This is a genomic window from Streptomyces ambofaciens ATCC 23877 (genome assembly GCF_001267885.1).
GTDB classification, from domain to species: Bacteria; Actinomycetota; Actinomycetes; order Streptomycetales; family Streptomycetaceae; genus Streptomyces; species Streptomyces ambofaciens.
Genome location: NZ_CP012382.1, coordinates 4,780,492 through 4,799,920, shown reverse-complemented (window position 1 = coordinate 4,799,920; position 19,429 = coordinate 4,780,492). Strand labels below are relative to the sequence as shown.

At 73.8% G+C, this 19,429-nt stretch carries 21 protein-coding genes; 5 read left to right on the top strand and 16 right to left on the bottom strand.

Going from position 1 to position 19,429, the window contains the following annotated elements; translation table 11 throughout:
• Positions 1 to 146: 146 nt before the first annotated feature.
• The 5 genes from SAM23877_RS21580 to tsaB all read right to left on the bottom strand — a co-directional run bounded on the left by SAM23877_RS21580 (position 147) and on the right by tsaB (position 3,950).
• Positions 147 to 1,196, bottom strand: coding sequence for a LacI family DNA-binding transcriptional regulator (locus tag SAM23877_RS21580; protein WP_053135699.1), 1,050 nt, complete (start codon positions 1,194 to 1,196; stop codon positions 147 to 149).
• Between the two features lie 187 nt (positions 1,197 to 1,383).
• The gene (locus SAM23877_RS21575) at positions 1,384 to 1,641 is read right to left on the bottom strand and encodes a hypothetical protein (protein WP_053135696.1); all 258 of its coding nucleotides are present in this window, start codon (positions 1,639 to 1,641) and stop codon (positions 1,384 to 1,386) included.
• Positions 1,638 to 2,768 carry a tRNA (adenosine(37)-N6)-threonylcarbamoyltransferase complex transferase subunit TsaD gene (gene tsaD / locus SAM23877_RS21570; protein WP_053135693.1) on the bottom strand — a complete coding sequence of 377 codons (1,131 nt, stop codon included), beginning with the start codon at positions 2,766 to 2,768 and terminating at the stop codon, positions 1,638 to 1,640. Before tsaD ends, SAM23877_RS21575 begins: the two co-directional genes overlap by 4 nt.
• Positions 2,761 to 3,246, bottom strand: coding sequence for a ribosomal protein S18-alanine N-acetyltransferase (gene rimI, locus SAM23877_RS21565; protein WP_053142720.1), 486 nt, complete (start codon positions 3,244 to 3,246; stop codon positions 2,761 to 2,763). The genes tsaD and rimI overlap by 8 nt, the downstream gene beginning before the upstream one ends.
• 50 nt (positions 3,247 to 3,296) lie before the next feature.
• Positions 3,297 to 3,950 carry a tRNA (adenosine(37)-N6)-threonylcarbamoyltransferase complex dimerization subunit type 1 TsaB gene (tsaB, locus tag SAM23877_RS21560; RefSeq protein ID WP_053135689.1) on the bottom strand — a complete coding sequence of 218 codons (654 nt, stop codon included), beginning with the start codon at positions 3,948 to 3,950 and terminating at the stop codon, positions 3,297 to 3,299.
• Positions 3,951 to 4,111: 161 nt separating this feature from the next.
• On the opposite strand from tsaB, the gene SAM23877_RS21555 reads away from it, so the two are divergent.
• The gene (locus tag SAM23877_RS21555; RefSeq protein WP_053135686.1) at positions 4,112 to 4,666 is read left to right on the top strand and encodes a hypothetical protein; all 555 of its coding nucleotides are present in this window, start codon (positions 4,112 to 4,114) and stop codon (positions 4,664 to 4,666) included.
• A gap of 109 nt (positions 4,667 to 4,775) precedes the next feature.
• Here SAM23877_RS21555 and SAM23877_RS40280 read toward each other — a convergent pair whose 3' ends face one another.
• From SAM23877_RS40280 to alr, 4 genes are all read right to left on the bottom strand, one after another.
• Positions 4,776 to 4,949, bottom strand: a complete 174-nt coding sequence (locus SAM23877_RS40280) for a hypothetical protein (protein ID WP_167355237.1) — start codon at positions 4,947 to 4,949, stop codon at positions 4,776 to 4,778.
• Positions 4,950 to 5,089: 140 nt separating this feature from the next.
• Positions 5,090 to 5,632, bottom strand: coding sequence for a tRNA (adenosine(37)-N6)-threonylcarbamoyltransferase complex ATPase subunit type 1 TsaE (gene tsaE / locus SAM23877_RS21550; protein ID WP_053135683.1), 543 nt, complete (start codon positions 5,630 to 5,632; stop codon positions 5,090 to 5,092).
• Positions 5,598 to 6,869: an alpha/beta fold hydrolase gene (locus tag SAM23877_RS21545; RefSeq protein WP_053135680.1), complete on the bottom strand. Its 1,272-nt coding sequence runs from the start codon at positions 6,867 to 6,869 to the stop codon at positions 5,598 to 5,600. Before SAM23877_RS21545 ends, tsaE begins: the two co-directional genes overlap by 35 nt.
• A 127-nt stretch (positions 6,870 to 6,996) precedes the next feature.
• A complete protein-coding gene (alr, locus tag SAM23877_RS21540) occupies positions 6,997 to 8,163 on the bottom strand; it encodes an alanine racemase (RefSeq protein ID WP_053135677.1) in 1,167 nt (388 codons plus the stop codon).
• 92 nt (positions 8,164 to 8,255) lie between these two features.
• Between alr and SAM23877_RS21535 the strand changes: the two genes are divergently transcribed.
• Positions 8,256 to 8,627: a holo-ACP synthase gene (locus tag SAM23877_RS21535; RefSeq protein ID WP_053135674.1), complete on the top strand. Its 372-nt coding sequence runs from the start codon at positions 8,256 to 8,258 to the stop codon at positions 8,625 to 8,627.
• Between the two features lie 31 nt (positions 8,628 to 8,658).
• Here SAM23877_RS21535 and SAM23877_RS21530 read toward each other — a convergent pair whose 3' ends face one another.
• Positions 8,659 to 9,261: a helix-turn-helix domain-containing protein gene (locus SAM23877_RS21530; RefSeq protein WP_053135672.1), complete on the bottom strand. Its 603-nt coding sequence runs from the start codon at positions 9,259 to 9,261 to the stop codon at positions 8,659 to 8,661.
• Between the two features lie 61 nt (positions 9,262 to 9,322).
• Here SAM23877_RS21530 and SAM23877_RS21525 point away from each other — a divergent pair, with 61 nt between their 5' ends.
• Together SAM23877_RS21525 and SAM23877_RS21520 are read left to right on the top strand one after the other, a co-directional pair.
• Entirely contained in the window at positions 9,323 to 10,780 is a 1,458-nt protein-coding gene (locus SAM23877_RS21525) for an NAD(P)H-hydrate dehydratase (protein ID WP_079030345.1), read from the top strand.
• 74 nt (positions 10,781 to 10,854) lie between these two features.
• Positions 10,855 to 11,316 (top strand): ASCH domain-containing protein, encoded by a 462-nt coding sequence (locus SAM23877_RS21520; protein ID WP_053135667.1) that lies wholly within the window; start codon positions 10,855 to 10,857, stop codon positions 11,314 to 11,316.
• Between the two features lie 75 nt (positions 11,317 to 11,391).
• Here the strand turns inward: SAM23877_RS21520 and glmS are convergent, their stop codons facing one another.
• Positions 11,392 to 13,239: a glutamine--fructose-6-phosphate transaminase (isomerizing) gene (gene glmS, locus SAM23877_RS21515; RefSeq protein ID WP_053135662.1), complete on the bottom strand. Its 1,848-nt coding sequence runs from the start codon at positions 13,237 to 13,239 to the stop codon at positions 11,392 to 11,394.
• Positions 13,240 to 13,368: 129 nt separating this feature from the next.
• Entirely contained in the window at positions 13,369 to 14,151 is a 783-nt protein-coding gene (locus SAM23877_RS21510) for a hypothetical protein (protein WP_053135659.1), read from the bottom strand.
• Between the two features lie 219 nt (positions 14,152 to 14,370).
• Between SAM23877_RS21510 and coaA the strand changes: the two genes are divergently transcribed.
• Positions 14,371 to 15,339, top strand: coding sequence for a type I pantothenate kinase (coaA, locus tag SAM23877_RS21505; protein ID WP_162492119.1), 969 nt, complete (start codon positions 14,371 to 14,373; stop codon positions 15,337 to 15,339).
• 71 nt (positions 15,340 to 15,410) lie between these two features.
• Here coaA and glmM read toward each other — a convergent pair whose 3' ends face one another.
• The 4 genes from glmM to SAM23877_RS21485 all read right to left on the bottom strand — a co-directional run bounded on the left by glmM (position 15,411) and on the right by SAM23877_RS21485 (position 19,429).
• On the bottom strand, positions 15,411 to 16,769 hold the full coding sequence (gene glmM / locus SAM23877_RS21500; protein WP_053135653.1) for a phosphoglucosamine mutase: 1,359 nt from the start codon (positions 16,767 to 16,769) through the stop codon (positions 15,411 to 15,413).
• Between the two features lie 247 nt (positions 16,770 to 17,016).
• Entirely contained in the window at positions 17,017 to 17,529 is a 513-nt protein-coding gene (gene rpsI, locus SAM23877_RS21495) for a 30S ribosomal protein S9 (protein ID WP_052839842.1), read from the bottom strand.
• A gap of 42 nt (positions 17,530 to 17,571) precedes the next feature.
• Complete coding sequence (gene rplM, locus SAM23877_RS21490) at positions 17,572 to 18,015, bottom strand: 50S ribosomal protein L13 (protein ID WP_003974239.1); 444 nt, start codon at positions 18,013 to 18,015, stop codon at positions 17,572 to 17,574.
• A 208-nt stretch (positions 18,016 to 18,223) separates the two neighbouring features.
• Positions 18,224 to 19,429 carry a glycosyltransferase 87 family protein gene (locus tag SAM23877_RS21485; RefSeq protein WP_053135650.1) on the bottom strand — a complete coding sequence of 402 codons (1,206 nt, stop codon included), beginning with the start codon at positions 19,427 to 19,429 and terminating at the stop codon, positions 18,224 to 18,226.

The window sequence follows — 19,429 nt, the reverse complement described above, 5'->3', positions numbered from 1 at the left end:
GGGCCGACATTCTGCGGAAATTCTCAGACTTCTGAGGATGCCGAGAGCCACCGAAAGACGCCGAGGGCCGCCGTGAGGCACCCGGGAGCGCCGAAGGATGCCGCGGCGTGTCGAACGTTTCGTCCGGTGGGCCGATCCGGTCTCGGTCAGACGGCGGGCGGTGCCGTGCTGCTGCGCACCTCCAGGCTGGTGGCCAGCTCCACCCGGGTCGCCGCCGCGGAGCCGTCGTCGCGCCCGAGGTCCAGGACCAGCCGGGCCGCCGCCTCGGCCATCTCCATCAGCGGCTGCCGTACGGTCGTCAGCGGCGGCCCCACCCAGCGGGCCACCGGCAGGTCGTCGAACCCGACCACGCTCAGGTCCTGCGGGATGCGCAGGCCCAGCTCGCGCGCGGCCTCGTACAGGCCGAGCGCCTGGAGGTCGTTGCCGGCGAAGACGGCGGTCGGCCGGTCGGGGCGGCGCAGCAGGGCCAGGCCCTGCCGGTAGCCGGCCTCGTGGTGGAAGTCGCCGGTCACGATCAGGTCCGGGTCGACCGGCAGCCCGGCCGTCTCCAGCGCGGCCCGGTAGCCGTCCACGCGGGCGCGGCTGCACATCATCCGGGTGGGTCCGCTGATCGCGCCGATACGGGTGTGCCCCTGCTCGACCAGGTGCCGGGTGGCGGCGAGCCCGCCCTGCCAGTTGGTGGCGCCGATGGACGGCACGTCGGCGCCCGGGTCGCCGGCCGGGTCCATCACCACGAACGGGATGGAGCGGCTGGTGAGCAGCGCCCGCTGGGACTCGTCGAGGTCGGACAGGACGAGGATCACACCGTGCGGACGGCGGGCGGCCACCTGGTCGGCCCAGGTCCGGCCGGGGGTGAGGCGCCCCGCGCTCTCGGAGAGCACGACACTGAGCCCCGTGTCCCGCGCCACGTTCTCCACACCGCGGATGACCTCCATCGCCCAGGCGCTCTCCAGCTCGTGGAAGACCAGGTCGATCAGGGGCGAGCGGGTCGCCTCGGCGCGCCTGCGCCGGTAGCCGTGGTCGCGCAGCAGCTCCTCCACGCGGGCCCGGGTCGCGGGGGCGACGTCGGCGCGGCCGTTGAGGACCTTCGAAACAGTCGGCGCCGACACACCGGCTTCGCGCGCGATCTCGGCGAGGGTCGCGGTCTGCGCGGATCGCCGTTGCGTCCGGGTTTCAGCGGGCTGCGGGGATGTCATGGCGGCGATCGTAACCCTGTGGGGCTCTCTGACGCAGTCTTCGGTTGTCCATGAGCCCTCCGATCATTCGCCCTAGGAAGCGAAACATTCGATCCGGGACAGCCGCACGCCGCTCATGAACGGAAGGGGCTCCCGATCCCGAGGCGTTCACGTCCGCGAGGGGACGCGGGGCTCGCGACCTCGCGGGTCAGTCCTCGGCCACCGACTCGAACCGCCACCGGTGCACGGCCCGCGTGACCAGGTCCCCGTCCGGCTCGGGAACCTCCGGCAGCTCGGCGTCGTAGGCGGCGTCCCACCAGGTGATGACGAGGACCCGGTCCTGCGGGGCGCGCAGGACCTCCCGGCGCAGGGGGGCGCCGCCGAGCGGCTGTGCGCGGACCCAGGCCAGCAGGTCCCCGCCCCGGCCGGGCACGGCCCGCGCCTCCCACATCAGCGCGACGGTCACGAGTAGAGGTTCTCCTTGCTGACCTCGTGCACGTGGTCGTGCCCGTGCGCACCGCCGTGCCCGTGCGCGTGACCGGCGCCCGGCACGTGCGGGTCCGTCACCGGCAGCGAAGAGTCCGCCGAGAGGTCCCAGTCGGACGCGGCCCGGCCCCGGGCGACCATCTCCGCACCGAGGGCGGCCACCATCGCACCGTTGTCCGTGCACAGCTTGGGCCGCGGCACGCGCAGCCGGATTCCGGCCGCCTCGCAGCGCTCCTGGGCCAGGGCCCGCAGCCGGGAGTTGGCGGCCACGCCGCCGCCGATCATCAGGTGGTCGACGCCCTGGTCCTTGCAGGCCCGCACCGCCTTGCGGGTCAGCACGTCCACGACCGCCTCCTGGAAGGACGCCGACACGTCCCGCACCGGCACCTCCTCCCCCGCCGCCCGCTTCGCCTCGATCCAGCGGGCCACGGCCGTCTTCAGCCCGGAGAAGGAGAAGTCGTAGGCCGGGTCGCGCGGACCGGTGAGCCCGCGCGGGAAGGCGATCGCGTTCGGGTCGCCCTCGCGCGCGTACCGGTCGATGACCGGACCGCCGGGGAAGCCCAGGTTCAGCACCCGGGCGATCTTGTCGAAGGCCTCGCCGGCCGCGTCGTCGATGGTGGCGCCCATCGGGCGGACGTCGGAGGTGATGTCCGTCGACAGCAGCAGGGAGGAGTGCCCGCCGGAGACGAGCAGCGCCATCGTCGGCTCGGGCAGCGGGCCGTGCTCCAGCTGGTCGACGCAGATGTGCGAGGCGAGGTGGTTGACGCCGTAGAGGGGCTTGCCGAGGGCGTAGGCGTACGCCTTGGCCGCCGAGACGCCGACCAGCAGGGCGCCGGCGAGGCCGGGGCCCGCGGTGACGGCGATGCCGTCGAGGTCGCGGGCGCTGACGCCCGCCTCCTTCAGGGCGCGCTCGATGGTGGGGACCATCGCCTCCAGGTGGGCGCGGCTCGCCACCTCCGGCACGACCCCGCCGAAGCGGGCGTGCTCGTCGACGCTGGAGGCGACGGCGTCGGCCAGCAGGGTGGTGCCGCGGACGACGCCGACGCCGGTCTCGTCGCAGGAGGTCTCGATCCCGAGGACGAGAGGCTCGTCGCGTGGGTCAGCCATGGTTGTCGGTTCCTCGCTCGGTTCCCGGTACGGAGGTGGAAGGGTCGGTCAGCCGCATGACCAGGGCGTCGACGTTGCCCGGCTGGTAGTAGCCGCGTCTGAAGCCGATGGGCTCGAAGCCGAAGCGCTCGTAGAGGCGCTGGGCGCGGGTGTTGTCCACCCGGCACTCCAGCAGCACCTCGCTGCACTCGAAGGCGGTCGCCGCCCGCAGCAGCTCGGTCAGCAGCCGCGCGCCGAGACCGGTGCCCCAGTGGTCGCGGGCGACGGCGATGGTCTGCACGTCGGCCTGCTCCCCGGAGGTCACCAGGCCCGCGTAGCCGACGATCCGGCCGTCCTCCTCGGCGACCAGGTACCGCCGGGTCGCCCCGGGGCCGCGCGCGTGGGCCAGCTCTGACCAGAACATCCCCCGCGACCAGGCGTCCTCCGGGAACAGCTCGCGCTCCATCCGGAGCACGGGGTCGATGTCCCACCAGCGCATCTCGCGCAGGCCGGTGGGCGCGGGCGGGGTCACGGACTCGGTCGCTCCGGTCACTTGGGGGTGACCACCTTGTAGTTCTTGGGGACCTGGGCGTCGGGCCGGCGCAGGTACAGCGGCCGGGGCGCGGGCAGCTCCTCGCCCGCCGCGAGCCGCTCGGCGGCCAGGGACGCCAGGGCGGCGGCGGACACGTGCTCCGGCTCGTGCGCCTGCGGGAAGGTGTCCGGGTAGAGCAGCGCGCCCGCGCCGACGGCCGGGAGCCCGGCGACCCGCTCGGCGATGTCGGCGGGCCGGTCGACCGCCGGGTCGGTGAGGCGGGTGCGGGAGTCGGCGTACCGGGCCCAGTAGACCTCCTTGCGGCGGGCGTCGGTCGCCACCACGAAGGGGCCCTCCAGGTCGGTGGCGTAGGCGAGGCCGTCCAGTGTGCACACGCCGTGCACGGGGACCCCGAGGGCGAGCCCGAAGGTGTCCGCGGTCATCAGGCCGACGCGCAGCCCGGTGTACGGGCCGGGGCCGGTCCCGGCGACGATGCCGGTGACGGCGTCGAGCCGCAGGCCGGCCTCGGCGAGCACCCGGTCGACGGCGGGCAGCAGCAGCTCACCGTGCCGGCGTGCGTCCACCTGGCTCGACGAGGCGATGACGTCCGTACCGTCGTGCAGCGCGACGGTCACGGCGGGCGTGGCGGTATCCAGAGCGAGCAAGAGCACGCAAACAGCCTACGGCGCCACGGGACGCCCGGCGGACGCCCGGTGAGCCGGCCCGGCACGGCCGCCGGTGCCGCCGCGTTGCTCCACGCGTTCAACCGGTCACGTACTGCTACCGTCGCCGGGAAACAGACGCACGCCATACGACGACGAGGTGGTCGGCAGTGGTCAGCAGCAGCGCCGGTTTCGTCACCGGCCTCACCGCGGCGGCTCTCACGACGATCGGCGTCCTCGCCCACCAGGCGTCGGCCGGCGCTCCGGCCGCCCTGGAGCGGAGCCACGCGAGCAGCACGCCGGCACCCGGCGCCTCCAAGGCGCCCCGCGACCGGCGGCATCCGGAGGCGCTGCCCACGGGGTCCGGGAGGGGCGAACGGGTGGTGTACTCGGTGGACGACGACCGGGTGTGGCTGGTGGACGCGGGGGACAAGGTCCAGCGCACCTTCAAGGTCACGCCCAGCACGGTCGACCCGGCGCCCGGCACCTACGCGGTCACGTCCCGTTCGAACCGGGTCACCGGGTCCGACGGCATCCCGGTCGAGCACGTCGTGCGGTTCGCCGGCGTCAAGGACGTGGTCATCGGGTTCAGTGCGGCGGTGGACGGCTCCATGGCGAAGCCCGACCCGGGCGAACGCACCGGCGGCATCCGGCAGACCCGCGCGGACGGCGACGCGATGTGGCGGTTCGCGACGATCGGGCAGCCGGTCGTCGTCGTCCCCTGAGGCGCCGGACGCGCCGGGCGGGCACCGCGGACGGGGCGCGGGGCCGGGAGCGGTGCGGAGCCCGGAGCGGGTGCGGAGCCCGGAGCGGGGGCGGAGCCGCCCGACAGGGTCAGGCGGCCTCGCGGTGCTCCCGGGCGGGCCGGCGCGTCGTCGGCTCGGGCGCGGGCGGCGGCGTGGAGACCGCCGTCGCGGCGGCGCAGGACGCGAGCAGGTCCCGCATGGACACCCCGGCGAGCCCGGACGACTGCGGCCTCGGCCGGGCCTGCGGCTCGGTCTTCGACATGGACGCCTCCTGAAGGTCGGGGGCGGGCGCAGTTAGGCAACCCTAACCACGAGCTGGGTACCATGTGACCACGCGCAAGACCCCGAACGCAATATCTTGCCGACGCCTTGTCGGAACGCTCCGCCCGCGGCGGCCGCGGCTCAGCCGGCGAGCACGCTCAGGCCGGCCGCCGCCCAGCGCTCGCCGACGCCCGTCAGCGTCACGTGCCGCACCTCGTCGGTGGTGTCGCCCACCGCCCGCTCGATCCGCAGCTGCAACCGGTCCTCGGTCAGCTCCTCGACCTTGCCCTCGCCCCACTCCACCACGATCACCGAGTCGGACAGCGAGACGTCGAGGTCGAGGTCCTCCATCTCGTCCAGGCCGCCCGACAGCCGGTAGGCGTCGACGTGGACGAGCGGCGGACCGTCACCGAGGGAGGGGTGCACACGGGCGATCACGAAGGTCGGGGAGGTGACGGCGCCGCGCACTCCCATGCCCTCGCCGAGTCCCCGGGTCAGGGTCGTCTTGCCCGCGCCCAGCTCCCCGCTCAGCATCAGCAGGTCACCGGCGCGCAGCAGGGCGGCGAGCTTGCGGCCCAGTTCCCGCATCTGCTCCGGGGAGGTGACGGTGATCTCGACGTCGGGGGCGGGCGCGGAGGGGCCGGAGGGCTCAGCCGGGCCCTGCGGTGCTGCTGGTGCTTCCATAGCCGTCAACGGTAGCCGCTGCGGGCACCGCGCCCGCGCGGGCCAGCAGGTCGGCGAGGCGGTCGGTGACCAGCTCGGGATGCTCCAGCATCACCAGGTGCCCCGCGTCGGGGACGAGCACCAGCTCCGCGTCCGGCAGCAGGTCGGCGATGGCCTCGCTGTGCTCGCTCGGCGTGACCAGGTCCCGCACACCGGCCAGGACCAGGACCGGCAGGCCGGCGAAGTGGGCGAGGGCCGCGGTCTTGTCGTGGTCGTTGAAGGCCGGGTAGTACTCGGCGACCACGTCGATCGGCGTGGACTCGATCATCCGCTCGGCGAAGCGGGCCACGGCCGGGTCGACCTCCCGGGACGCGAACGAGTACCGCTTGATGATTCCGGCGAAGAGGTCCGCCGTCGCCCGCCGCCCCTTCTCCACCAGCTCGGCCCGCTGCCCCAGCGCCTTCAGCACACCGGGCAGCACCCGCCGGACCGCGTTGACCCCGGCCACCGGCAGCCCGAAGTTGACCTCGCCGAGCCGTCCGGACGAGGTACCGACGAGGGCCACGCCGACGACCCGCTCGCGGACCAGGTCGGGGAAGCCGTCGGCCAGGGCCATCACCGTCATCCCGCCCATGGAGTGCCCGACCAGGACGACCGGGCCCTCGGGCACGGCCGCGTCGATGACGGCCTTCAGGTCGCGGCCCAGTTCCTCGATGGTGACCGGCCGGCCGTCCCGCACCTGGGACACGCCCCGCCCGGAGCGGCCGTGGCTGCGCTGGTCCCAGTGCACGGTGCGCACGACGCCCCTGAGGGCCGCCCGCTGGAAGTGCCAGGAATCCTGGTTGAGGCAGTAGCCGTGGCTGAAGACGACGGTCACGGGAGCGGGTGCCTTGCGGCCGAACAGCCGCCGGCGGCGCCGGGTGAGCGCGGACTCCGTCTCCGGGTCGACGTCGTCGACCTCGTAGTACAGCTCGGTGCCGTCGTCGGCGTACGCCCTGCCGGGGGTGCCGCGCAGTCCGCCGTACGGTCCCGCCGAGTCGAGGGCGAGCCGCGCCTTCTGCCGGATCCCGCGGCCGACGGTGAGCCGCTCTATCGCCACTCCGGCCGCGGCGCCCGCCGCGACCACGCCTATCGCGACACCGGCGACACCGGTCGCCCGGCGCCAGCCGCCGACGGCGACCTCGGTGGCGGCCTCCGTGGCGGAGGCGACGGCCGCCGCGGCCACGTCGGCGACGACCTCCGCGCTGCTCTCGCTCACGTACCGCTCCTCCTCGCCGGGCCGCTGTGCGGATTCCCCTCTTGTTCCTGATTCACCCGAACGCGTCGGTCATGCACGCCGGACCGGTCGGGTCCGCCGGGCCCGCCGCTCCGCGGGGCGAGGCGCGTCACTCGTCGACGTAGACGCGCGGAACCCGCGTTCCGATCCGGGTGACGATCTCGTACGCGATGGTGCCCGCCGCCTGGGCCCAGTCCTCGGCGGTGGGTTCGCCCCGGTCCCCGGGCCCGAACAGCACCGCCTCGGCACCCGGCTCCGGCCGGTCCCCGCCCAGGTCGACGACGAACTGGTCCATCGCGATCCGCCCCGCGACCGTGCGCCACTTGCCGTCGACCAGGACGGGCCCGGTGGAGGAGGCGTGGCGCGGTACGCCGTCCGCGTAGCCGAGGGGCACGAGGCCGAGGGTGGTCTCGCCGGGGGTGACGTAGTGGTGCCCGTAGCTGACGCCGTGACCGCCGGGGACCTGCTTGACCAGGGCCAGCGAGGCGGACAGCGTCATCACGGGGCGCAGTCCGAAGTCGGCGGGGGTGCCGATCTCGGGGCTGGGCGAGACGCCGTACATGGCGATGCCCGGCCGGACGAGGTCGAAGTGGGTCTCCGGGAGGGTGAGCGTGGCCGGCGAGTTGGCGATGTGCCGCACGTCGGGGCGCACCCCCTGCTCCTCGGCGTACGCCGTCATCTCCCGGAAGCGGGTGAGCTGGGCGGCGATGGAGGGGTCCCCGGGCTCGTCGGCGCGGGCGAAGTGCGACCAGAGCCCGGTGACGCGCAGCAGCCCCTCGTCCTGCGCGCGCAGGGCCGCCCGGACCAGCTCGGTCCAGTCCTCGCCCGGCTGGCAGCCGCCCCGGCCGAGGCCGGTGTCGGCCTTGAGCTGCACGCGGGCGGCGGTGCCGGCCGCCCGTGCCGCCCGGGCGACCTCCTCCAGCGCCCACATGCCGCTGACGGACACGTCGAGACGGGCCTCGACGGCCTCCCGCCAGGGGCCGCCCGGCGTCCACAGCCAGCACATGATCCGCACGTCGTCGGGCAGTCCGGCCTCCGCGCGCAGCGCGAGGGCCTCCTGCGGCGTGGCGGTGCCCAGCCAGGCCGCGCCCGCCTCGACGGCCGCGCGGGCGCACGGGATCGCACCGTGGCCGTAGCCGTCGGCCTTGACGACGGCCATGAGAGCCGCCCCGGGGGCCCGCTCGCGCAGTGCGCGGACGTTGGCCCGCAGGGCGGCCAGGTCGATCTCGGCCCGGGCCCGCAGTACCGCGTCCCGCCGAGCAGCTGTCTCACTCATCGTGCCCACAGTCTCTCAGAGCGGCCGGACCCCCCTCGAGGCGCAGCGCCCGACGGCGACGACGGCACCCGCCGGTCGTTAGGGTGCCCGGCATGAGCATCATCGGGGTCGGGATCGACGTGGCCGAGGTCGAGCGGTTCGGGGTGTCGCTGGAACGTACGCCGGCCATGGCCCGGCGGCTCTTCCTGGAGAGCGAGTTGCTCCTGCCCAGCGGGGAACGCCGGGGCATCGCCTCGCTCGCCGCCCGGTTCGCGGCGAAGGAGGCGCTGGCCAAGGCGCTCGGCGCGCCGGCGGGGCTGCTCTGGACGGACGCCGAGGTGTACGTCGAGGACAGCGGGCAGCCGCGGCTCCGGGTCTTGGGGACGGTGGCGGCGCGGGCGGCGGAACTGGGCGTGGCGTCGTGGCACGTGTCGCTGAGCCACGACGCGGGGATCGCGTCCGCCGTGGTGATCGCGGAGGGCTAGGCACCCCCTCCGCCCTCGGCCCCTCCCCCGCTCAGCCCCCGGTCGGCCGGACCCGGATGTGCATGCGCTCGCCCTGGGCGCCGTACAGGGCGAGCCATTCGACGGGCTGGTCACCGGCGTTGGCGAGGCCGTGCGGGACGCGGGTGTCGAACTCCGCCGTCTCGCCGGCCGTCAGGACGAGGTCGTGGTCGCCCAGGGCGAGGAGCAGGCGGCCGGAGAGCACGTGGAGCCATTCGTGGCCCTCGTGCGATCCCTGTGCGGGGCGGGGGGTCCACGCGGTCCGCGGGGTGGCCGGCGCGGGGAGGATCTGCTTGTAGGCGTGCAGCCCGTCGCCCGGGTTCCGGGTGAGCGGGACCCAGGTCTGGCCGTGTCGGGTGAAGGGACGCGGGTGCACCCGGGGGTCGCCGGTGCGGGAGCCGACCAGGTCGTCCAGGGGCAGCCGGTGCGCCCGGGCCAGCGGCAGGAGGTGCCGCAGCCCCGGCTCGCGCTGCCCCGACTCCAGCCGGGACAGCGTGCTCACGGAGATGCCGGTGGCGGTGCCGAGCTGGGCGAGCGTGAGGCCGCGGGCCTGGCGGATGGCGCGCAGGCGCGTCCCGAGCGAGGTCATCACCTGTGCCGTCTCGTCGTCGCCCATGGGACAACTGTCCCGCACGGGACTCGTGAGCGTTCGCGGTGTACGGGGAAGACTCGACGGCATGCGGACTGCGTACAGCGTGGAGATGGTCAGGACGGCCGAACGTGAGCTGATGGCACGGCTGCCGGAGGGGGCGTTGATGCACCGGGCGGCGGCCGGTCTGGCCGCCGCCTGCGCGGAGGTGCTCGGGCGGGTGGCCGGCCGGGTCTACGGCAGCCGGGTGGTGCTGCTGGTCGGCAGCGGGGACAACGGCGGCGACGCCCTGTACGCCGGGGCTCGGCTGGCCCGGCGCGGGGCGGGTGTGACGGCCGTGCTGCTGACGCCGGAGCGGGCGCACGGCGGCGGGCTGGCGGCCCTGCGGCGGGCCGGCGGGCGGGTCGTGGAGGCCGGTGGCGGGGCGTCCGGCGACCTGATCGCGCGGGCCGACCTGGTCGTCGACGGCATCGTCGGGATCGGCGGCCGGGGCGGGCTGCGCGAGGAGGCGGTGCCGCTCGCGGACGCGGCCGCGCGGTCCCGGGCCGCCGTCGTCGCCGTGGACCTGCCGAGCGGCGTCGACGCGGACACCGGGCAGGTGCGCGGGGCGGCCGTACGGGCCGACCTGACGGTGACGTTCGGGGCGCACAAGCCGGGGCTGCTGATCGATCCCGCGCGGGAGTACGCCGGGTCGGTGCGGCTGGTGGACATCGGTCTGCCGCTGCCGGCCGACGGGGCCGGGCTGGAGGCGTTGCAGCACGCCGACGTGGCGCGGCTGCTGCCGGTGCCGGGGACCGAGAGCGACAAGTACCGGCGCGGGGTCGTCGGCATCGCCGCCGGGTCGGCCCGCTATCCGGGCGCGGCCGTGCTCGCCGTCGCCGGGGCGCTGCGGGGCGGGGCCGGGGCGGTGCGGTACGTCGGTCCGGCCGGGGACGCGGTGATCGCCCGTTACCCGGAGACGCTGGTGTCGGACCAGGGGCCGAAGCGGGCGGGGCGGGTGCAGGCGTGGGTCGTCGGGCCGGGGGCCGGTGACGACGCCGGGACCGTGGCGGAGGTGCTGGCGGCCGAGGTGCCGGTGCTGATCGACGCGGACGGGCTGCGGCTGGCGGACGCGCGGGCGGTGCGCGGGCGCGGCGCCCCGACGCTGATGACGCCGCACGCCGGGGAGGCGGCGGCGCTGCTCGGTGTGAGCCGGGCCGAGGTCGAGGGGGCGCGGCTGGCCTCGGCGCGGGAGCTGGCGGGTCACTACGGGGCGACGGTGCTGCTGAAGGGGTCGACGACGGTGGTCGCCGGGGCGGAGGGAGGGCCGGTGCGGGTCAACGCGACGGGGACGTCGTGGCTCGCCACGGCGGGCAGCGGGGACGTGCTGTCCGGGCTGGCCGGGTCGCTGCTGGCGGCGGGGCTCTCGGCACGGGACGCGGGGAGCGCGGGGGCGTACCTGCACGGGTTGGCGGGGCGGTTCGCGGCGGAGGGAGCGCCGGTGGGGGCGCACGACGTCGCCGGCGCGATCTCCCGCGCCTGGCGGGAGGTGACCCGGGCGGGGTGAGCGGAGCGGGGTGGGCGTAGGGCGGAGTGGGCGAGCGGGGTGTGCCGCGGGGGCGGGGTCGCTACGGTGACCGCATGACGCCGGACCCCACCTCCTCCCCCGCGGACGTCGCCTCCCTGCCCCGGGCGGAGTTCGCCTTCCCCGGGCCCCTGCGGGACCGGCTCGTCGCCGCGATCCTCGACGGGTCGAAGACCTCCACGACCGGACTCCTCGTCGACCACGAGCACACGGGGGAGCCGCTGCCGGCGGTGGGCGACCGCTCCGTGGTCGTCGACTCGTACGACCGGCCCGTCGCCGTCGTCGAGGTGACCGAGGTGCGGGTCGTACCGCTGGCCCGGGTCGACCTCGCCCACGTGCGGGACGAGGGCGAGGGGTACACGGGCGTGGCCGAGTGGCGGGCCGGTCACGAGCGGTTCTGGCACGGCGAGGAGATGCGCGCGGCCCTGGACGACCCGGAGTTCACCGTGGACGACGGCACGCCCACGGTGCTGGAGCGCTTCCGCCTGGTCGCGGATCTCCGCCCCGCCGACGGCTGACGGCTGACCGCTGACGGCTGACCGCTGACCGCTGACGGCTGACGACTGACGGCTGACGGCTGACGGCTGACGGGCCTACTCCACCGTCACCGACTTGGCCAGGTTCCGCGGCTGGTCCACCTCGTTGCCCCGGGCGGTCGCCAGCTCGCAGGCGAAGACCTGCAGCGGCACCGTCGCCACCAGCGGCTGGAGCAGGGTCGGCGTGACCGGGATGCGGACCAGGTGGTCGGCGTAGGGGACGACCGCCTCGTCGCCCTCCTCGGCGATGACGATGGTGCGGGCGCCCCTGGCCCGGATCTCCTGGATGTTGGACACGATCTTGTCGTGCAGGACCGAGCGCCCGCGCGGCGACGGGACCACCACGACGACCGGCAGGTCCTCCTCGATCAGCGCGATCGGCCCGTGCTTCAGCTCCCCCGCCGCGAAGCCCTCGGCGTGCATGTACGCCAGCTCCTTGAGCTTCAGGGCGCCTTCGAGAGCGACGGGATGACCGACGTGGCGGCCCAGGAACAGCACCGTGTTCTTGTGGGCGAGGGAGCGGGCGAGTTCCCGTACCGGTTCCATGGTCTCCAGGACCCGTTCCACCGCGCCGGCGATCTGCGAGAGGTCGCGGATGACGTCGCGGATCTCGTCCCCGTACTTCGTGCCGCGCACCTGTCCGAGGTAGAGGGCGACCAGGTAGCAGGCCACCAGCTGGGTGAGGAAGGCCTTGGTGGAGGCGACGGCGACCTCGGGGCCGGCGTGCGTGTAGAGCACGGCGTCGGACTCGCGCGGGATGGTGGAGCCGTTGGTGTTGCAGATGGCCAGCACCTTGGCGCCCTGCTCGCGGGCGTGGCGCAGGGCCATCAGGGTGTCCATGGTCTCGCCGGACTGGGAGATGGCGACCACCAGGGTCTGCTGGTCGAGGATCGGGTCGCGGTAGCGGAACTCGCTGGCCAGCTCCACCTCGCAGGGCACCCGCGTCCAGTGCTCGATGGCGTACTTCGCGATCAGCCCGGCGTGGAAGGCCGTACCGCACGCGACGATGACGACCTTGTCGACCTCCCGGAGCACGCTCGCGGGGATGCGCACCTCGTCGAGGCTGAGCGTGCCGGAACCGTCCACGCGGCCCAGCAGCGTGTCGGCGACGGCCTTCGGCTGCTCGGCGATCTCCTTGAGCATGAAGTAGTCGTAGCCGCCCTTCTCGGCGGCCGAGGCGTCCCAGTCGACGTGGTAGGAGCGGACGTCGGCCGGGGTGCCGTCGAAGCCGGTGACGGTCACGCCGTCCCTGCGCAGCTCCACCACCTGGTCCTGGCCCAGCTCGATGGCGTCCCGGGTGTGCGCGATGAAGGCCGCGACGTCCGAGGCGAGGAAGGACTCGCCCTCCCCGACGCCCACCACGAGCGGCGAGTTGCGGCGCGCGCCCACGACCACGTCCGGCGCGTCCGCGTGCACCGCGACCAGCGTGAACGCGCCCTCCAGCCGCCGGCACACCAGCCGCATCGCCTCGGCGAGGTCGGCGCAGGCGGAGAACTCCTCGGCGAGCAGGTGGGCGACGACCTCGGTGTCGGTCTCGGAGGCCAGTTCGTGGCCGCGTTCCGCCAGCTCGTCCCGCAGCGGCGCGAAGTTCTCGATGATGCCGTTGTGGACCACGGCCACCCGGCCCGCGTTGTCGAGGTGCGGGTGGGCGTTGGCGTCGGTCGGGCCCCCGTGCGTGGCCCAGCGTGTGTGGCCGATGCCGGTCGCGGCGGTCGGCAGGGGCCGTTCGGACAGTTCCTTGTCCAGGTTGACGAGTTTCCCGGCGCGCTTGGCGGTGGCGAGGCCGCCGTCCGCGAGCACGGCGATGCCCGCCGAGTCGTATCCCCGGTACTCGAGCCGCTTCAGTCCGGCCAGTACGACATCGAGCGCCGACTGAGACCCCACGTATCCCACGATTCCACACATGACCGGCAGCCTACGATCAGTTCGGGTCCCGAACCGGCCTTCCCATGCCCGAAATCGGAAATTCCCACCGGGGTACGAACGCCCCGGTGGGAACTTCGGTGCACCGCGTGCGGCGGCTCGGCGGTGTCCTCAGCCGAGCTTGGCGAGCTGGGCGTCGCTGATCTCCGTGGGGAACGGGAAGTCCTTGCCGGTGCCCGCGGAGGCGAGGTTGAGGACGGTGAAGGAGACGACGGTGGAGCCCTTACGGGTGACGACCACCTTGACCGGGAACGCGTCGCCGTCGTCGCCGGTCATCGTCATGGTCATCGCGACCGCCTCGTCGGCACCGCCGGGCGCCTTGTCCTCGGCGACCTTGGCGATCTTCGCCTGCTCACCCATGGCGGTGAAGGCGAACCCCCCGGCGCAGGCGCCGGCGGCCTTCTTCACGTCCGCGAGGACCGTCTCGGCGCCGCCGTCTTCGTAGGTGGCCAGCGTCACCAGCGCCTTGTCCAGGTCGAAGGCGTCACCGATGGCCTCCTCGGTCGCCGCGTCCGCGGAGGGCTTCTTCGGCCCCTCCGTCCAGGACCGCTTCACGGTCGCCGCCGGCTCGCCCAGGGGGACGCCGGTCTCGGCGAGGGCGAGCGCCTGGCACTCCGCCTTCTCCGCCTTGACCTTGTCCTTCGCGATGTCGTCCGTCGCCGACGCCTCGGTGACCTTGCCGTTCTTGACGTCCGCCTGCGCCAGGGCCGCCTTCTCCAGCTCCGCGGCGCTGAGCGCCTCGGCCGCCGCGGGGGCCGCCGAGGAGGTGTCGCCGTTCTTGCCCTCGTCGGACGTGCCGTCGTCGTCGGAGGAGCCGCCGCAGGCGGTGACGAGCAGGGCCAGGGCGGCGGCGGAGGCCGCGAGGGCGGTACGGCGGACGGCGGTCAGTCTCACGTTGGGTTTCTCTCTTCCGGACGGCGGAGGGTCCGCACGTATGTGCGAGCACTGTACGCACAGGGAACTGACAGCCGGTCACCGCTGTACCACCCGGTACCCGAACCGTGACACCGGCGTGATCATCCGCGGACACGGCGCGGCCGGGCGTGACACACCCCACCCGCCGCCGCGTTCGAACTCCGTTAACAATGGACTGTGATCTCTCCGGTCCCCTCGATGCCCCGGAGCGCCCACCGGCAGCGGCCGGAGGCGACTCCCTACGTCGACCTCACCCGCCCCGAGTGGAGCGCGCTGCGCGACAAGACGCCGCTGCCGCTGACCGCCGAGGAGGTCGAGAAGCTGCGCGGCCTCGGCGACGTCATCGACCTCGACGAGGTGCGGGACATCTACCTCCCGCTGTCCCGGCTCCTCAACCTCTACGTCGGCGCCACCGACGGCCTGCGCGGCGCGCTGAACACCTTCCTCGGTGAACAGGGCTCCCAGTCGGGCACCCCCTTCGTCATAGGGGTCGCCGGCTCGGTCGCGGTCGGCAAGTCCACCGTCGCCCGGCTGCTCCAGGCGCTGCTGTCGCGCTGGCCCGAGCATCCGCGCGTGGAGCTGGTCACGACCGACGGTTTCCTGCTGCCCACCAGGGAGCTCCAGGACCGCGGCCTGATGTCCCGCAAGGGCTTCCCCGAGTCGTACGACCGCCGGGCCCTCACCCGGTTCGTCGCCGACATCAAGGCGGGCAAGGCCGAGGTGACCGCCCCGGTCTACTCCCACCTCATCTACGACATCGTCCCGGACCAGAGGCTCGTCGTGCGCCGTCCCGACATCCTGATCGTCGAGGGCCTCAACGTGCTCCAGCCCGCGCTGCCCGGCAAGGACGGCCGCACCCGGGTCGGGCTCGCCGACTACTTCGACTTCAGCGTGTACGTCGACGCCCGCACCGAGGACATCGAGCGCTGGTACCTCAGCCGCTTCCGCAAGCTGCGCGCGACCGCCTTCCAGAACCCGTCCTCGTACTTCCGCAGGTACACCCAGGTGTCCGAGGAGGAGGCGCTCGACTACGCCCGCACCACCTGGCGCACCATCAACAAGCCCAACCTGGTGGAGAACGTGGCACCGACCCGCGGCCGGGCCACCCTGATCCTGCGCAAGGGCCCCGACCACAAGGTGCAGCGGCTCAGCCTGCGCAAGCTGTGACACCGCGCCCCGCCCGGCGGAACGCGAAGGGGCGGCCCGAAGGCCGCCCCTCGCGTCACGTCCGCTTCCCGCTAGCCCAGCGCGGACTTCACCGCGTCGGCCAGCCGCCCGGCCACCGACCGGGCCTGCTCGATGTCCGCCGCCTCGACCATGACCCGCACCAGCGGCTCGGTCCCCGACGGACGCAGCAGCACCCGGCCGGTGCTGCCGAGCTCCCGCTCCGACTCCGCGACGGCGGTCGCGAGCTCCGCGGAGGTCGTCACCCGCGACTTGTCCACGTCCGGCACGTTGATCAGCACCTGCGGCAGCCGCTCCATCACGGACGCGAGGTCCTGGAGGGTACGGCCGGTCTGCGCGACCCGCGCCGCCAGCATCAGGCCGGTCAGCGTGCCGTCGCCGGTGGTGGCGTGGTCGAGGATGATGACGTGCCCGGACTGCTCGCCCCCGAGGGCGTAGCCCTTGGCCTTCATCTCCTCCAGGACGTACCGGTCGCCGACGCCGGTCTGCACGAACTGGATGCCCTCGCGCTCCATGGCGAGCTTGAAGCCCAGGTTGGACATGACGGTCGCCACCACGGTGTCGGACCGCAGCGCCTCGCGCTCGCGCATCGCCAGCGCGAGCACGGCCAGGATCTGGTCGCCGTCCACCTCCGCGCCGGTGTGGTCCACGGCCAGGCAGCGGTCGGCGTCGCCGTCGTGCGCGATGCCCAGGTCGGCGCCGTGCTCGACGACGGCGGCCTTGAGCAGGTCGAGGTGGGTCGAGCCGCAGCCGTCGTTGATGTTGAGGCCGTCCGGCACGGCACCGATGGTGACGACCTCGGCCCCGGCCCGCGCGAAGGCCTCGGGCGAGACCCGGTGGGCCGCGCCGTGCGCCTCGTCGAGGACGATCTTCAGCCCGTCGAGGCGGTTCGGGAGGACGCCGACGAGGTGGGCGACGTACTGGTCGAGCCCCTCGTCGTAGTCCCGCACCCGGCCCACGCCGCCGCCGGTCGGGCGCTCCCAGGGGGCGCCCGTGCGGTGCTCGGCGTAGACGGACTCGATGCGGTCCTCCAGCTCGTCGGCGAGCTTGTGGCCGCCGCGGGCGAAGAACTTGATGCCGTTGTCGGGCATGGCGTTGTGGCTCGCGGAGAGCATCACGCCGAGGTCGGCGCCGAGCGCGCCGGTGAGGTGGGCCACCGCGGGCGTCGGCAGCACGCCGACCCGCAGCACGTCCACACCGGCGCTGGCCAGACCGGCGACCACGGCGGCTTCCAGGAACTCCCCGGAGGCGCGCGGGTCCCGGCCGACCACGGCGGTCGGCCGGTGTCCGGCGAAGGTGCCCGCCTCGGCCAGTACATGCGCCGCGGCGACGGAGAGCCCGAGCGCCAGCTCGGCCGTCAGATCCGCGTTGGCGACACCGCGCACGCCGTCCGTGCCGAAGAGTCGTCCCACTTGTCCTCCTGAGGAAACGTCAATTCCGGGAACCGGCCGCTAGTGCGGCCCGCACGGTCGGCTCCCGTGGTCACGGCCGCGCGTCGCAACGCACCGCCCGACCATCCGATCACACAAGCATTGGAGCTTCTGAACGTCTGAACGTCTGAACGTCTTGTGCCGTTATACGCCCAACGACGGGGATAAACGAACGCCCCGGCAGCACAGTGGCGTGCCGCCGGGGCGTTCGGAGTACAGGCAGCGAAGCTTAGCGCTTGCTGTACTGCGGAGCCTTGCGGGCCTTCTTCAGACCGGCCTTCTTCCGCTCGACCGCGCGGTCGTCGCGGCGCAGGAAGCCGGCCTTCTTGAGGGCGCCGCGGTTGTTGTCCACGTCGGCCTCGTTCAGGGCGCGGGCGACACCGAGACGGAGCGCACCGGCCTGGCCGGAGACGCCGCCACCCGCGATGCGGGCGATGATGTCGTAACGGCCCTCGAGCTCGAGCACCTTGAAGGGCTCGTTGACTTCCTGCTGGTGCACCTTGTTCGGGAAGTAGTCCTCGAGGGTGCGGCCGTTGATCTTCCACTTGCCGGTGCCCGGGACGATCCGGACACGGGCGATGGCGTTCTTGCGACGGCCCAGGCCGGCGGCCGGCTGGGGCTCGCCGAAGGCGGAGGCCATGGACTCCGAGGTGTACTCGCCCTCGACGGGCACCTCGGACTCGGTGGTGTAGCTGTCGATGTCGATCTCTTCGAGCGGCTGCTCGGCAGTGGTCTCGGCCACGATGCTCCTCAGATTCTCTTCAGTCTTAGGGGGTGGCCGGAACTACTGCGCGACCTGGGTGATCTCGAACGGCTGCGGCTGCTGCGCGCCGTGCGGGTGCTGGTCACCCTTGTAGACCTTCAGCTTCGAGAGCATCTGACGGCCCAGGGAGTTCTTCGGGAGCATGCCCTTGATGGCCTTCTCGACGGCCTTCTCCGGGTTCTTGTCGAGCAGCTCGTCGTAGCGCACGGAGCGCAGGCCGCCCGGGTACCCGGAGTGGCGGTACGCCATCTTCTGGGTCCGCTTGTTGCCGGAGAGGTGCACCTTGTCGGCGTTGATGATGATGACGAAGTCACCGGTGTCGACGTGGGGCGCGTAGATCGGCTTGTGCTTGCCGCGCAGGATGGAGGCCGCAGTGGTGGCCAGACGACCCAGGACGACGTCCTGAGCGTCGATGACGTGCCACTGGCGGGTCACATCGCCGGGCTTGGGGCTGTACGTACGCACGGTTCGTAGCCTTCGCTTCTTCAGTGAGTGGTCCTGACATTGGTCACCGAAGACGATCACGACAGCCCTGACCGCACTGCGGTGACGCATACCGCGTGCTGGTCGCTGGTCATCGGTCCCGGTGGACCGGTGTAAGGGCCCCTCACGTGAGAATGAGCAAGCCAATACACATACGACTGTGCAGAATACCCGGGGTCCCACGGCCGGGTCAAAACGGAGCCGCCGGGGCCCGCGCGGGCTCCGGCGCCCGTCCGGCGCCCACGTGATCGTCGTCTCCCACCGTACCGGCCCCGGCCCGCCGGGCGACCGCCACCGCCAGCACGCACAGCGTGAACGCGTCCTTGAAGGCCCGCCGCCGCCCCGACTCCAGCCAGGGCCAGGTCAGCCCCGGTACCTGGGGCACCAGGGCGATCCAGAACCAGGGCCCCCGGGCCACCGCGCCGGCGTACGGCAGCCCGGCGAGCAGCAGCGGCAGGACGACCAGGAGGTAGTGGTCGTAGGAGGGCCGGGAGACGAGGAACGCCGAGAGCATCAGGCCCGCGGCGGTCTCCGCGAGCCGCAGCGGGCCGGGGTCGGCGCGGCGCCAGCGGACGTACGCGCACAGCACCCCGGCACCGGCGGCCACCACCGCGGCTCCCTGGGCGATCCCCCCGGGGACGCCCAGGCGGGGCAGCACGGCGGCCGGGGATGCCTCGTAGAGCCGTACGAAGCCGTCGTCGCCGTGGAGCAGGAAGGGCAGGGTGCGGGTGAGGAAGCCGGCCGGGTCGGGCATCAGCAGCGCGGCGGCACCGCAGGCGAGCGCCGGCACCGCCACCGCCGCCGCCAGCGCCCGCCACCGCCCGGCGAACAGCAGGAGCAGGCACACGGGCGCGAGCAGCGGCTTGAGCGCCACGGCGGCACCGATGACCGCGCCCGCCGCGGTCCACCTCCCCCGCCCGGCCAGCAGCAGGGCCAGCGGCAGGGCCGCCGCCGCCGTCACCGTCCAGTTGCCGAGGCGCACCAGGTGCCCGAACGGCGCGAAGCCCGTCGCGAGCCCGGTCAGCCCGAGGACCGCGAGCCGGCTGCGCAGCGGTACGCGGTGCAGCCGCAGCGCACCGGCCCAGGCCAGCGCCAGCAGCACCGTCACCGCGCACGGCGCCAGCACCCGCAGCACGTCCGGGGGCAGCAGGGCCTGCGGGGCGGCGGCGAGGACCGCGCTCGGGAAGTACAGGAAGTGGGGGTCGTCGTACGGGGAGCCGCCGGCCAGCCAGGTGCGGGCGGCCCGCACGACGATCGCGTTGTCCATCCCGCCGTCCGAGGTCACGCGCGCCGCGTGCGCCACGGTGACCGCCAGCACCGTCACGAGCACCGCCCACAGATGCCCGCTCGCCGGTCGCACCAACCACCCGGAGATGTCGTTTTTGCCCGTCCGCAT